Consider the following 12,694-nt stretch of genomic DNA (forward strand, 5'->3'; position numbering starts at 1 on the left):
AGTGCGGCTAACCCGGCGTCCTGCCGGGTTGCCCACGGATTCAAGCCTGCGTTCGGCCAGCGTGGTTTAACGGGGCGCCTGAGATCAAGATCAAGATCAAGAGCGGCTCGCTTCGCATCGTGGTTACGGTTGGGCGCTGCTGAGTTGTGTAGATACCTATGGTTATCGGGGGCAAGCCCCCTCCCACATTTTGATCCGGGCCTGGTTCTTAGCGAGCGGCGCCCAGTTGGCCTTTTTCGTCGGAGAACACGATCTCCACCCGACGGTTCTGCGCACGGCCACGCTCGGAGGCGTTGGCCTCCACCGGGTACTTGTCGCCATACCCCTCGACCTGAATGCGTTTTTCGTCGATCCCCAGGTCAACCAGCACATCTGCCACGGACTGGGCACGGTCACGGGATAGATTCAGGTTGTCGCGTTCGCCCCCGGTATCATCGGTGTAGCCCTCGATGCGCACCTTGCGCCTGGGGTTCAGTTGCAGGAACTGCACGACCTTCAACACCGTACGGTTGGCCGAATTCTGCAACTCGGCTTCGCCGGTATCGAACAACACATCGCCCAGGGTCATCACCAGGCCACGCTCGGTCTGGGTGGTCAGGCTGGCGATTTGCTGTTCGACCCACTTGCCCTGCTGCTGCACGCTGGCCAACTTGCTTTCACGCAAGGCCAATTGCAGGCGCTGGCGTTCCAGCTCGAGTTTGGCAAGGCGCTCGGCGTTCAGCCCCTGCTCGGTGTGTTCCCGGGCGATGGCACTGTAGCGTTGGCTCAGGTAAGCGTAATGCACCACGTCGGCGCCGCTGCCCCAGTAGCTGGAGAGGCGGTCGGCACGCGCCAGGGACTCCCCGGCGCGGATCACATCCTTGGGCGCGAAGCGCAATACATTGGCGTCTTCCTTGACCGACTGAAAGTCATTGCCGGCCTGTTGCAACGCCTGCTCGCTACTGGGCTGGCTGGCACAGCCGCCCAGCACCGCGCTGCTCAGCAGTAACGCCACACTCACACCGCGGATCATTGGGCTTCTCCCAGCTGCAACTGCTTGCGCAGGCGCGTGATGCGCGTGTTGACCACGTTCAATTGTTCCTGGCTCTTGCCGGTCAACACTTTGGCCTCGGCCAGACGCGCATCCAGTTCAGCCTGTTCGGCGCGCATGCGTGCGTGTTTGTAGGACTGGTCGGCCATGTTGCCCTGGGCTCTGGCAAATTTTTCTTCAGCCAGTTTCAGCTCGGGCGATTCATCGGTATTGGCGCCCACTGCGTTGGCTTGCTCCAGGGCTTGCTGGGTCAGGCGCATTTGTTCAGTCGGCGCAGGATCGGTGGCACATCCCGCCAGGGCGACAACGGCCAGGGCCGCGAAAAGAGGTCGAAGAGTCACTGAAAATCCCTACTTTGTTGGGGTACCGACGGGTTGTTGCAATTGCGCCTTCCAGCGCTCGAGATTGCGCTGCAACGCGGCTTCCGCGGCACCGGACGCGGGCAATTCTGTCATCTTTTTAGCCAGCTGTCCGCGCAGCCACGGATCATTGCAGGCCGAATTGTGGGAGATGGCCAGGTACAGGCCGGGCTGGTCGATCGGTACTTCGCGCGCGACCAGGTCATTGCTCATGCCCAGGGTCTGGGCCATGGCCATGCCGGAATAGCGGCTGGCGAGCACATAGTCCACCTCCCCCAGCAACAGCTTCTGGAAGGCTGGCGTCAGGCTGGGCAGACGCTGCAAGGTCAACTGCTCGCCGGCAAGGGCATCAAACCCGGCACTCAGGCGAGCGCGCTCCGAGGCGGCGCCCTTATGGCCGTGCAAGTCGGCGGCGGTGGTGTAGACCAGGGGCGAGTCCTTGCGTGTCCACACCAGGTAATCGATCTGCATCAACGCCGGGTGGATGTAGTCGAGGTTTTCCAGCTCGCCGAGGTTCAACGGCGCATCGGCGAGGATATCCATGCGCCCGCTGCGCACTTCCTCCAGGGCCATGGAGCGCTTGCCGCCGTAAAGCAGGTCGATTTTCAGGCCCAGGTCCGTGGCTACTTGTTGCAGCACATCGGCGGTGGCGCCGATCAGGTGAGTCGGGTCCTGCGGGTCACGCCACAGCAACGGCGGTGCATCCGGGCTGCCGGTGATGACCAGGCGCTCGCACTTGCCGGCCGCCAGCGACAAGGTCGGCAGCAGCGTAAGACTTAGCAGCAGGATCAAGGAACGCAGTTGCATGGCGAGGTGCTCCTACACGTCAAAAAAAAAGCCCGGTCACAAGACCGGGCTCTTTATAAGTGAAGCGACTGGATTAGACCAGCTTCTCCAACTCGGGAACGGCTTCGAACAAGTCCGCCACCAGGCCATAATCGGCCACCTGGAAGATCGGTGCTTCTTCGTCCTTGTTGATCGCAACGATCACCTTGGAGTCTTTCATACCGGCCAGATGCTGGATCGCGCCGGAGATACCGACCGCGATATACAGCTGCGGCGCAACGATCTTGCCGGTCTGGCCGACCTGCATGTCGTTGGGTACGAAGCCTGCGTCAACGGCTGCGCGGGAAGCGCCGACCGCTGCGCCCAGCTTGTCGGCCAGGGCGTACAGGTGCTTGAAGTTATCACCGTTCTGCATGCCACGCCCGCCGGAAACGACGATTTTGGCAGCGGTCAGTTCCGGGCGATCCGACTTGGCCAGCTCTTCGCCGACAAAGCTGGAAGTGCCAGCGTCATGGGCAGCAGCGACGGCTTCAACGGCAGCCGAACCGCCTTCAGCGGCCACCGGGTCGAAGCCGGTGGCGCGCACGGTGATGACCTTGACCGCAGCGTTGGACTGCACGGTAGCGATGGCGTTACCGGCGTAGATCGGGCGCTTGAAGGTGTCGGCGCTTTCGACCGAGATGATCTCGGAGATCTGGTCAACGTCCAGCTGCGCGGCAACGCGTGGCAGGATGTTTTTGCCGTTGGAAGTGGCGGCAGCCAGGATGTGGCTGTAGCCGGCGCCCAGCTCTGCAACCAGCGGCGCAACGTTTTCCGGCAGCTGGTGCGCGTAAGCAGCGTTGTCGGCGTTGAGCACTTTGCTCACACCAGCGATTTTCGCTGCGGCTTCAGCCACCGGGCCAGCGCCCTGACCGGCTACCAGTACGTGGATGTCGCCACCGATTTTAGCGGCAGCGGCCACAGTGTTCAGGGTGGCCGGGGCCAGCACCTTGTTATCGTGTTCGGCGATTACGAGGATAGTCATGTTCAGATCACCTTCGCTTCGTTTTTCAGTTTCTCAACCAGTTCAGCCACCGACTTGACCTTGATGCCGGCGCTGCGTGCAGCCGGCGCTTCGACTTTGACGGTCTTGTTGGTGGAGGCGGTGGAAACGCCCAAAGCGTCCGGAGTCAGCACTTCAAGCGGCTTCTTCTTGGCTTTCATGATGTTTGGCAGGGACGCATAACGCGGCTCGTTCAAACGCAGGTCGGTGGTGACGATGGCCGGCAGTTTCAGGGAAACCGTCTGCGCGCCGCCGTCGATCTCACGGGTGACCGCAACGCTGTCGCCGCTCACTTCCACTTTGGACGCGAAGGTGCCCTGGCCGTAACCGGTCAGTGCAGCCAGCATCTGGCCGGTCTGGTTGTTGTCGCTGTCGATGGCTTGTTTGCCAAGGATCACCAGTTGCGGCTGTTCCTTGTCGACAACGGCCTTGAGCAGCTTGGCCACGGCCAGGGAGGTCAGCTCTTCGGCGGACTCGACCAGGATGGCGCGGTCGGCGCCCAGTGCCAGGGCGGTACGCAATTGCTCCTGGGCAGTGGTGGGGCCGATGGAAACCACGACGATCTCGGTCGCCACGCCTTTCTCTTTCAGGCGTACGGCTTCTTCCACGGCGATTTCACAGAATGGGTTCATCGACATCTTGACGTTAGCAAGGTCGACGCCGGAATTGTCCGCCTTGACGCGAACTTTCACGTTGTAATCGACAACGCGTTTGACAGCTACAAGAACCTTCATGGATTCCTCGTTACTCTCCGGTGAAAAGAAAGTCGCCTAGGCGAACCTGGCGGTTGATGCTCATCGGCACACAAGGGCACCTCCAAAAACCTCGGCGGATGACCTTGCTCACGGGAAGTGATGACCGTTCGTCAGGGGTGACTGAGAGGTCATTCTTTATCGCAGCATGTAAACTGCGCGCCAGTGTCCGGGCACGCGTCACCTGTCTTGCTTTTGGACGTGCTCTTGAAACCTGCAGTCTGCCTACGGTCAGCGCAAAACCGACCGTATATTGACCGGAACGCCTATTCTGGTCAATACGGCAAAATGGTCAGTCATAAGCCGCGTTGCTTTGATTTACCTAGCCTGCGGGCAATTCAAACAAACGTTTGTATTGGACGCTGCCAGTGGTGTAGATATAATGCGCCACCTAGAGAGAAAGGTGAGTCGTGCCGTTGCCGCATGACACTACCGAACCTCCACCCATTAGAAAAAAAGCCTGTTGAGCCTTGAGTAGGAGATAGCCTGTGGAACGCGAATACATGGAATTCGACGTGGTCATCGTCGGCGCCGGCCCGGCGGGCCTGTCCGCCGCCTGCCGACTGAAGCAGAAGGCCGCCGAAGCCGGTAAGGAAATCAGCGTCTGCGTGGTCGAGAAAGGCTCCGAAGTGGGCGCACACATCCTCTCCGGTGCCGTGTTCGAACCACGCGCCCTGAACGAACTGTTCCCGGACTGGAAAGCACTCGGCGCCCCGCTCAACACGCCGGTGGTGCGTGACGACATCTATGTACTGCGCAGCAGCGATACCTCCACCCGGGTTCCCGACTTCTTTGTGCCCAAGACCATGCACAACGAAGGCAACTATATTATTTCCCTGGGCAATCTGTGCCGCTGGCTGGCCCAGCAGGCCGAGAACCTGGGCGTGGAAATCTACCCAGGCTTCGCCGCCCAGGAAGCGCTGTTCGATGAAAACGGCGTGGTGCGCGGCATCATCACCGGTGACCTGGGCGTGGACCGCGAAGGCAAGCCCAAAGAAGGCCTGTATACCCCGGGCATGGAGCTGCGCGGCAAGTACACCCTGTTCGCCGAAGGCTGCCGTGGGCATATCGGCAAGCAACTGATCCAGCGCTTCAACCTGGACAGCGACGCCGATGCCCAGCACTACGGCATCGGCCTCAAGGAAATCTGGGAAATCGATCCGGCCAAACATCAGCCCGGCCTGGTAGTGCACACCGCCGGCTGGCCGCTGGACATCATGGGCAACGAGAACACCGGTGGCTCGTTCCTGTATCACCTGGAAAACAACCAGGTGGTGGTCGGCCTGATCGTGGACCTGTCCTACAGCAACACCTTCCTGTCGCCGTTCGATGAGTTCCAGCGCCTCAAGCATCACCCGGTGCTGGCCCAATACCTGGAAGGCGGCAAGCGCGTCAGCTATGGCGCCCGCGCGATCTGCAAAGGCGGCCTGAACTCGCTGCCCAAGATGGTCTTCAAGGGTGGCGCGCTGATCGGTTGCGACCTCGGCACCCTGAACTTCGCCAAGATCAAGGGCAGCCACACCGCGATGAAGTCCGGCATGCTCGCCGCCGACGCGGTAGCCGACCGCCTGTTTGCCGAGTCCGAAGGCGGTGACGAACTGACCGCGTATGTCGACGGTTTCAAAGCCAGTTGGTTGTACGAAGAACTGTTCGCCAGCCGCAATTTCGGCCCGGCGGTGCACAAATTCGGCGCCATCGTCGGCGGCGGCTTCAACTGGCTCGACCAGAACATTTTTGGCGGCAAAATTCCTTTCACCCTGCACGACACCAAGCCGGACTACGCCTGCCTCAAGCTGGCCAAGGACAGCCAGAAGATCGACTACCCCAAACCCGACGGCAAGCTGAGCTTCGACAAACTGAGCTCGGTGTTCATCTCCGGCACCAACCACGAAGAAGAACAGCCGTGCCACCTCAAGCTCAAAGACCCGAGTATCCCGATCGGCACCAACCTGCCGCTCTACGATGAACCGGCGCAGCGTTACTGCCCGGCCGGCGTGTATGAGGTGGTGACTAAAGAAGACGGCGAAAAGCGCTTCCAGATCAACGCCCAGAACTGCGTGCACTGCAAGACCTGTGACATCAAGGACCCTTCGCAGAACATCACTTGGGTGACCCCGGAAGGTGCGGGCGGGCCGACTTACCCGAATATGTAAATCAAATGTGGGAGGGGGCTTGCCCCCCGATGGCAGTGTGTCAGTCAGCCTGTCTGTGGCTGAACCACCGCTATCGGGGGCAAGCCCCCTCCCACATTTTTAACCTGATTGTGTCAGTGACGCTCAAGCGGCCCGTTCTTCGCCGGGGTTACGCAGGAAGTAGCGTTTATACTCGCGACTGAACTGCGACGTACTCTGATACCCCACGCCATGCGCCGCCTGCGCCACGCTCACCCCCTCCACCAGCAGCAGTTGCTGGGCCTTCAATAGCCGCAGGCGCTTGAGATACTGCACCGGCGATAACAAGGTGCAGCGCTTGAAGTGTTCGTGGAAGGTCGACGCACTCATGTGCGCAAAACCGGCCAGCGTCTCGATATTCAGCGGTTCGGCGTAATGGGCATGCAGGTGGCTCAGGGACGTGGCAATCCGCGAAAACTGCCCTTGCTGTTCCACCAAGGCACGTAACACATCGGCCTGTGGCCCACGCAACGCGGTGAACAATAATTCACGCACCCGCGCCGGCCCCATGATCCGGCTCTCCAGCGGATCGTGCAGGCACTGCAACAGTCGTTCGACGCACCCGCGCATGGCGTCATCGAGCACCACCGAACTCATCGACTCCAGGGTCTGCGCCGCCGGCGGTGGTCCGGCTTGCATGCCCATCGCCATGACCAATTCCCCCAGCACCACGCGATCAATGCCCACCGTCACGCCGAGCAAAGGCGCCCCGGGGGCCATGGCAAAGGTCTCGCACTCGAACGGCACCGGCATGGCCTGGATCAGGTAGTGCCCGGCGCCGTACTCCAGCGTACGCGGGCCCAGATAGGCGACCTTGCTGCCCTGGGCCACGAACATCAGGCTCGGCTCGTAGATCTGCGGCCCACGCGCCACGTCGCAACTGGCACGCAACACCTTTACGCCAGGCAAGTGAGTCGGCGAAAAGCCGTCGCGGGAGGCAAGCCCCTCGATCAAGGAAACCAGGGTGGCGTTAGCGTCGAGATGGCGGGTCAACAGCATGGCAAAAAACTTCGCGAAAAAGGGATAAGAACATCATCGCAGGTCTGGCGCCACATGCATCCAAACAAGGGGCACTGTCGGACGAATAGGCATGAGACTCGGAGCAATCGCCATGGCCGTCCACAGGGTCAGTGAGGAAAATGGCCCGCCTCACTTTTCAATGCATTTGCGAGGTTTCCTCATGTACACAGCGATCGGTTACGCCGCCCAGTCGGCCACCACTCCCCTCGCCCCCATGTCGTTTGAACGCCGCAGCCCGCGCCCCGATGACGTGGCCATCGAGATTCTTTACTGCGGCGTGTGCCACTCCGATATCCACCAGGCGCGCAACGAATGGGGCATCGCGGTGTACCCGCTGATGCCCGGCCACGAAATCGTCGGCAAGGTCACTGCCGTCGGCGCCAGCGTCACCTCCCATAAAGTCGGCGACCTGGTGGGCGTGGGCTGCATGGTCGATTCGTGCCGCCACTGCGACGCGTGCAAATCGGATCTGGAGCAATACTGCCTCGAAGGCCCGACCATGACCTACGCCACCCCGGACCGCGTGGACGGCAGCAACACCATGGGCGGTTACTCCGACAGCATCGTGGTCAGCGAACACTTCGTGGTGAAGATCCCGGCCAAGCTCGACCTGGCCAGCGCTGCGCCGATTCTCTGCGCGGGCATCACCACCTACTCGCCGCTCAAGCACTATGGCGTGAAGGCCGGTGACAAGGTCGGGATTCTCGGCATGGGCGGCCTGGGCCATATGGGTATCAAGTTCGCCAAGGCCATGGGCGCCGAAGTGACGCTGTTCACGCGCTCGGCGAGCAAGGCCGAAGAAGGCCGTCGCCAGGGTGCCGACCATGTGATCGTGTCCACCGATGCCGAACAGATGAAAGCCGCCGCCGGGCATTTCGACTTCCTGCTCGACACCATCCCGGTGCAGCATGACCTTAACCCCTACCTCGACGTGCTGCGCTTTGACGGCGTGCATATCCTGGTCGGCCTGATCGAGCCGGTGGACCCGCCCGTCAATGCCGCCAAACTGGTATTGGGCCGTAAAGTGCTGGCCGGCTCGTTGATCGGCGGCATTGCCGAAACCCAGGAAGTCCTGGATTTCTGCGCCGAGCACGGGATTACCTGCGACATCGAGATGCTCGACATCCGCCAGATCAACGAGGCTTACACACGGATGATCGCCGGCGATGTGAAGTATCGCTTCGTCATCGACATGGCGACCCTGAAGGCCTGATCAGGCCTTCGCGCCCAGTTGCGCCGAGAGCCGGGCCGCGACCTGTTTGATCACAGGGATCAGCTCGGCCATTTTCTCCAGCGGCATGTAGGGCACGGTACTGGCGATGCTGATGCCGGCGACGATTCGCCGGCTGGCATCGCGCACCGGTGCCGCGACGCAACGGATCGACGGTTCGTTGTCTTCCAGATCGAACGCATAGCCGCCCACCACGTATTCATGCATGCGCTGCTCGAACTGCGCCCAGGACTGCTCGGGGTGCTGCGGCCATTGCAGGTTCTTGCCCCCCGCCGGCAGGCTGACGTCGTACAGGCGCTGCCATTCCTCCACGCTGTCATCGAGCATCAACGCCTTGCCGATGCCGGTGCGCGCCAGCGGCATGCGATGGCCCACCCGCGAGCGCATTTCCGGACCGTTGCGGCCGGGGTTCTTGTGCAGGTAGAGCACCTCGTCGTATTCGCGAATCGCCAGGTGGATGGTGTCGCCGGTGAGGGCCGACAACTCGTCCAGGTAGGGTACGGCCAGGTTCACCAGCGGCAGTTCTTCGCGCGCCTGGAACCCCAGTTCGATCAGCTTGGGGCCCAGCAGGTAACCAACTTGCGGAACCACCCGCAGGTAACGCTCCTCCACCAGGCAACTGGCAAGGCGGTGGGTGGTGCTGCGGGTGGTACCGATACGGCGGGCGATCTCTTTCAGATCCCGCGCACCGGCCGCCACCGCCTGCACCACGCCCAGGCCACGCAGCAGGGTCTGGGTGCCGGTGGGGGCGGTGTCTTTGACGGGGGAGTGAGCGTTTTCCTGCATATCGGGCCTATTGGGAAGTACGAAAACGGCGCCATTATGGCAAAAGCTGCCCTTCTGAACACAGGGCATCCAATGTGGGAGGGGGCTTGCCCCCGATAGCGGTGGGTCCGCTTGCACATCTGTCCACTGATAGACCGCCATCGGGGGCAAGCCCCCTCCCACATGTTGATCCTTATATGGCTTGGGATCAGCGTTGCTTCATGCGGTCGATGATGACGGCCAGCAACAGGATCGAACCGCGAATCACGTACTGGTAAAACGTGTCGATGTTCTTCAGGTTCATCGCGTTCTCGATAATCGCCAGAATCAACACCCCGGCAATCACATGGCGGATCATGCCGATACCACCGCTTAACGACACCCCGCCCAGCACGCACGCCGATATCACGGTCAGCTCGAAGCCCTGGCCGATCATCGGCTGGCCGGAGGTCATGCGCGAGGCCAGGATCACCCCGGCCAGTGCGCCGATCAGGCCGTGTACGGCAAAGATGATGATCTTGGTGCGATCAACGTTGACCCCCGCCAGCAGCGCCGCTTCCTGGTTACCGCCGATGGCCATGGTGTTGCGCCCATAGGTGGTGTAGTTGAGCAGCCAGCCAAAGAACACAAAGCACAACACGGTAATGATGATCGGCACCGGCACGCCCATCAGTTGGCCGTTGCCGAACACGAAGAAGCCTTCATCCATCACCCCCACCGCCTTGCCGTTGGAGAAGATGTAGGCCAGGCCGCGCACGATCTGCATGGTCGCCAAGGTCGCGATCAGCGCGTTGATGCGCAGCTTGGCGATGACGATGCCGTTGATCAGCCCCACCACCAGGCCCATGGCCAGGGCCGCCGACACGCCGAGCATCACGCTGTCGGTGTCGCGGATCACGATGCCCGCCACCACGCCGGCGCAGGCGATCACCGAGCCCACCGACAAATCGAAGTGCCCCGACGCCAGGCAGAACAGCATGGTGCATGCGGCGATACCCACCGTGGAAATTGCCAGGCCCAGCCCGCGCATGTTCAGCGGCGAAAGGAAGTTGTCGATGAACAGCGCACTGAGCACGAAGATGCCCAAGGCGGCCAACAGCATCACCCAGTCGTCGAGAAACTTGCGTTGATTGAACCCTGGCCAGAAGCCTTTTGCCGTTTTTACCTGAGACATACCTGCGCCCTCTTGTTCTTCAAGCCCGCGTACGCGGAAGTGCCAATTGCAACAGTCGTGCTTCATCCGCCTGGTCGCGAGGGAGCTCGCCCGTGAGGGCGCCTTCGCTCATCACCAGGATGCGGTCGGAAATGCCCATGACTTCCATCAGGTCGCTGGACACTACGATCACCGCAATACCCTGGGCCGCGAGGTTGTGGATGATCTGATAGATCTCCGATTTGGCGCCGATATCAATACCGCGCGTGGGCTCGTCCAGCAGCAGCACCTTCATCGGCATCGACAGCCAGCGGCCGAGAATGGCCTTCTGTTGGTTGCCGCCGGACAGGTACATGATTTTCTGTTCGGCGCTCGGCGTCTTGACCTTCATGGCCTTGATTTGCCCGTCGGCGTTGCCCTTTTCCCAGCCATCGCGCAGCAGCCAGCCGAACGCCGAATGCGCGCCACGGGCACTGATGTTGATGTTTTCGGCGACGCTGGACAGCGGAATGATGCCCTCCTTCTTGCGGTCTTCCGGGCACAGCAGTACGCCGGCCGCGATGGCATCGCGCGGTGAGCGCAATTGCAGCGGCTCACCGCACAGCTCCAGATGGCCGGCACTGGCGCGTTCCAGGCCGCTGAGCAGGCGGAACAGTTCCGTGCGCCCTGCCCCCACCAAGCCGAACAGGCCTAGGATTTCGCCTTTGCGCACGTTGAAACTGATCGGCGCGCGCAGGCCGGGACCGAGCAGGCCGTCGACCTTGAGCGCCACTTCGCCGTGCTCGCGCGGGCGATAGTCGTAGATGTCCTGGATATCGCGGCCGACCATGCAGGTCACCAACTGATCGTGGCTCAGCGCGCTCATGTCCTCGAAGGTGCGCACGAAGCGCCCGTCCTTGAATACCGTCACCGCATTGCAGATACGGAACACTTCTTCCATGCGGTGCGAGACATAGAGCACCACTTTGCCCTCATCGCGCAGGCGCGTGATGATCGCCATCAAGCGATCAATCTCACGGGCGGACAGGCTGCTGGTCGGCTCATCGAAGGCAATCACATGGGCGCCACGGGACAACGCTTTGGCGATTTCCACCAGTTGGCGCTGGCCCAGGGACAGGCGCCCGAGCTTTTCCTGGGGATCGATTTCATCGGCCAGGCCCTTGAGGCACGCCAGCGCCTGCTGGCGCAGCACGCCGCGGTTGACCACGCCAAAACGCGACGGCAAATGCCCGAGGAACAGGTTTTCGGCCACGGTCATTTCCGGCACCAGGTGCAGCTCCTGATGGATCACCGCCACGCCGCTGGCAATGCTGTCGGCGGCGTTCTTGAAGACCATGGTTTGCTCGCCGATCTGCACCGTGCCGCTGCTGGGAATATAGGCGCCGCCGAGGATCTTCAGCAGCGTCGATTTACCCGCACCGTTCTCGCCCATCAGGGCGTGCACTTGCCCCGGGTGCGCGGTGAAGCTGATGCCATCGAGCGCCTTGACCCCAGGAAAGGTTTTGCCGATACCGTCAAAACGCAGGGCCGCAGCGGTCATTTCCACAGCCCGATCTTGGTCAGTTCTTCCTGGAAGTTGGCGCGGGTGATCAGGGTCACTTCGTCCATGGCGGTGTATTTGGCGGGCTCTTTACCGGTGGTGACCCACTCGTACATCGCCAGCGCGGTGTTGTAGCCCTCGATATGCGGGCTTGGCAGCATCGAGCCGAAGAAGCCGCTGTCGGCTTTCTTCAATTCGCCGATGGCGTCGGTGCCATTGATGCCGATACCGATGACGTTGGCGGCCTTGAAGCCGGCGCTTTCAGTGGCACGTACGCCACCGAGCACGGTGTTGTCGTTCATGCCGCCGATGATCAGGTTTTTCGCGCCGCTGGGCAGCTTGACCAGGGCCGAGTTGGTGGCGTCCATGCTGCCGGGCACGTCGAGGGTTTTAAGCGCGGCGGTGAGGATATGGTCCTTGGGAATGCCGGCTTCTTCCAGAGATTTGATCGAGCCGTCGGTGCGTTTCTTGCCGGTGTCGAGTTCGTTGAAGGTGTTGATCACCGCGTAGGTGTCCTTCCAGTCCCAGCCGCGTTTTTTCGCTTCGGCGGCCATGGCGGCGCCCTGCTTCTGGCCCACTTCAAACGCCGCCATGCCCAGGTACGGCACGTCTTCCATGAAGTTGCCCTTGGCATCGACGAAGCGGTCGTCCACGGCCATCACTTTGAGGCCGTTGACCTTGGCCTTGGCGACAATCGCCGGGCCGAGGGACACATCCGGCGGGCAGATCACAAAGCCCTTGGCGCCGTTGGCGGCCAGGCTGTCGATGGCCGACAGGGTTTTCTCGCCATCCGGCACGGCGATCTTGATCACGGTGAAACCGTGTTCCTTGCCGGCTTTTTCGGC

Annotated in this window: 12 protein-coding genes; 2 read left to right on the top strand and 10 right to left on the bottom strand. The window is 61.6% G+C overall.

Going from position 1 to position 12,694, the window contains the following annotated elements; translation table 11 throughout:
- Nucleotides 1–208: 208 nt before the first annotated feature.
- The 5 genes from BFP93_RS25960 to BFP93_RS25980 all read right to left on the bottom strand — a co-directional run bounded on the left by BFP93_RS25960 (nucleotide 209) and on the right by BFP93_RS25980 (nucleotide 3,951).
- Nucleotides 209–1,012 carry an OmpA family protein gene (locus tag BFP93_RS25960; protein WP_065887798.1) on the bottom strand — a complete coding sequence of 268 codons (804 nt, stop codon included), beginning with the start codon at nucleotides 1,010–1,012 and terminating at the stop codon, nucleotides 209–211.
- Nucleotides 1,009–1,371: a DUF4398 domain-containing protein gene (locus tag BFP93_RS25965; RefSeq protein ID WP_065895462.1), complete on the bottom strand. Its 363-nt coding sequence runs from the start codon at nucleotides 1,369–1,371 to the stop codon at nucleotides 1,009–1,011. Before BFP93_RS25965 ends, BFP93_RS25960 begins: the two co-directional genes overlap by 4 nt.
- A 9-nt stretch (nucleotides 1,372–1,380) precedes the next feature.
- Nucleotides 1,381–2,196, bottom strand: a complete 816-nt coding sequence (locus BFP93_RS25970; protein WP_065895463.1) for a substrate-binding periplasmic protein — start codon at nucleotides 2,194–2,196, stop codon at nucleotides 1,381–1,383.
- Between the two features lie 73 nt (nucleotides 2,197–2,269).
- Nucleotides 2,270–3,199 (bottom strand): electron transfer flavoprotein subunit alpha/FixB family protein, encoded by a 930-nt coding sequence (locus BFP93_RS25975; RefSeq protein WP_065895464.1) that lies wholly within the window; start codon nucleotides 3,197–3,199, stop codon nucleotides 2,270–2,272.
- 2 nt (nucleotides 3,200–3,201) lie between these two features.
- Nucleotides 3,202–3,951, bottom strand: a complete 750-nt coding sequence (locus tag BFP93_RS25980) for an electron transfer flavoprotein subunit beta/FixA family protein (protein ID WP_024076934.1) — start codon at nucleotides 3,949–3,951, stop codon at nucleotides 3,202–3,204.
- Nucleotides 3,952–4,457: 506 nt separating this feature from the next.
- On the opposite strand from BFP93_RS25980, the gene BFP93_RS25985 reads away from it, so the two are divergent.
- Entirely contained in the window at nucleotides 4,458–6,122 is a 1,665-nt protein-coding gene (locus BFP93_RS25985) for an electron transfer flavoprotein-ubiquinone oxidoreductase (protein ID WP_065895465.1), read from the top strand.
- 123 nt (nucleotides 6,123–6,245) lie between these two features.
- Here the strand turns inward: BFP93_RS25985 and BFP93_RS25990 are convergent, their stop codons facing one another.
- On the bottom strand, nucleotides 6,246–7,139 hold the full coding sequence (locus tag BFP93_RS25990) for an AraC family transcriptional regulator (RefSeq protein WP_065887794.1): 894 nt from the start codon (nucleotides 7,137–7,139) through the stop codon (nucleotides 6,246–6,248).
- Nucleotides 7,140–7,320: 181 nt separating this feature from the next.
- On the opposite strand from BFP93_RS25990, the gene BFP93_RS25995 reads away from it, so the two are divergent.
- Nucleotides 7,321–8,373: an NAD(P)-dependent alcohol dehydrogenase gene (locus BFP93_RS25995; RefSeq protein WP_065895471.1), complete on the top strand. Its 1,053-nt coding sequence runs from the start codon at nucleotides 7,321–7,323 to the stop codon at nucleotides 8,371–8,373.
- Here BFP93_RS25995 and BFP93_RS26000 read toward each other — a convergent pair whose 3' ends face one another.
- The 4 genes from BFP93_RS26000 to BFP93_RS26015 form a co-directional block, all read right to left on the bottom strand.
- Entirely contained in the window at nucleotides 8,374–9,177 is an 804-nt protein-coding gene (locus BFP93_RS26000; protein ID WP_065895466.1) for an IclR family transcriptional regulator, read from the bottom strand. It lies immediately after the preceding gene.
- Nucleotides 9,178–9,364: 187 nt separating this feature from the next.
- On the bottom strand, nucleotides 9,365–10,330 hold the full coding sequence (gene araH / locus BFP93_RS26005; RefSeq protein WP_065887792.1) for an L-arabinose ABC transporter permease AraH: 966 nt from the start codon (nucleotides 10,328–10,330) through the stop codon (nucleotides 9,365–9,367).
- 19 nt (nucleotides 10,331–10,349) lie between these two features.
- Complete coding sequence (gene araG / locus BFP93_RS26010) at nucleotides 10,350–11,849, bottom strand: L-arabinose ABC transporter ATP-binding protein AraG (protein ID WP_065895467.1); 1,500 nt, start codon at nucleotides 11,847–11,849, stop codon at nucleotides 10,350–10,352.
- The coding region (locus tag BFP93_RS26015) for a substrate-binding domain-containing protein (protein WP_065892958.1) at nucleotides 11,846–12,694 on the bottom strand (849 nt) is incomplete at its 5' end. The genes araG and BFP93_RS26015, both read right to left, overlap by 4 nt.

The sequence above is a fragment of the Pseudomonas sp. 44 R 15 genome, assembly GCF_900004965.1.
Classification (GTDB): Bacteria; Pseudomonadota; Gammaproteobacteria; order Pseudomonadales; family Pseudomonadaceae; genus Aquipseudomonas; species Aquipseudomonas orientalis_A.

Coding starts and splice junctions, on each gene's coding strand:
- BFP93_RS25960 (WP_065887798.1), bottom strand. CDS start 1,012: ATGATCCGCGGTGTGAGTGTGGCGTTACTGCTGAGCAGCGCGGTGCTG.
- BFP93_RS25970 (WP_065895463.1), bottom strand. CDS start 2,196: ATGCAACTGCGTTCCTTGATCCTGCTGCTAAGTCTTACGCTGCTGCCG.
- BFP93_RS25975 (WP_065895464.1), bottom strand. CDS start 3,199: ATGACTATCCTCGTAATCGCCGAACACGATAACAAGGTGCTGGCCCCG.
- BFP93_RS25980 (WP_024076934.1), bottom strand. CDS start 3,951: ATGAAGGTTCTTGTAGCTGTCAAACGCGTTGTCGATTACAACGTGAAA.
- BFP93_RS25990 (WP_065887794.1), bottom strand. CDS start 7,139: ATGCTGTTGACCCGCCATCTCGACGCTAACGCCACCCTGGTTTCCTTG.
- BFP93_RS25995 (WP_065895471.1), top strand. CDS start 7,321: ATGTACACAGCGATCGGTTACGCCGCCCAGTCGGCCACCACTCCCCTC.
- BFP93_RS26000 (WP_065895466.1), bottom strand. CDS start 9,177: ATGCAGGAAAACGCTCACTCCCCCGTCAAAGACACCGCCCCCACCGGC.
- araH (WP_065887792.1), bottom strand. CDS start 10,330: ATGTCTCAGGTAAAAACGGCAAAAGGCTTCTGGCCAGGGTTCAATCAA.
- araG (WP_065895467.1), bottom strand. CDS start 11,849: ATGACCGCTGCGGCCCTGCGTTTTGACGGTATCGGCAAAACCTTTCCT.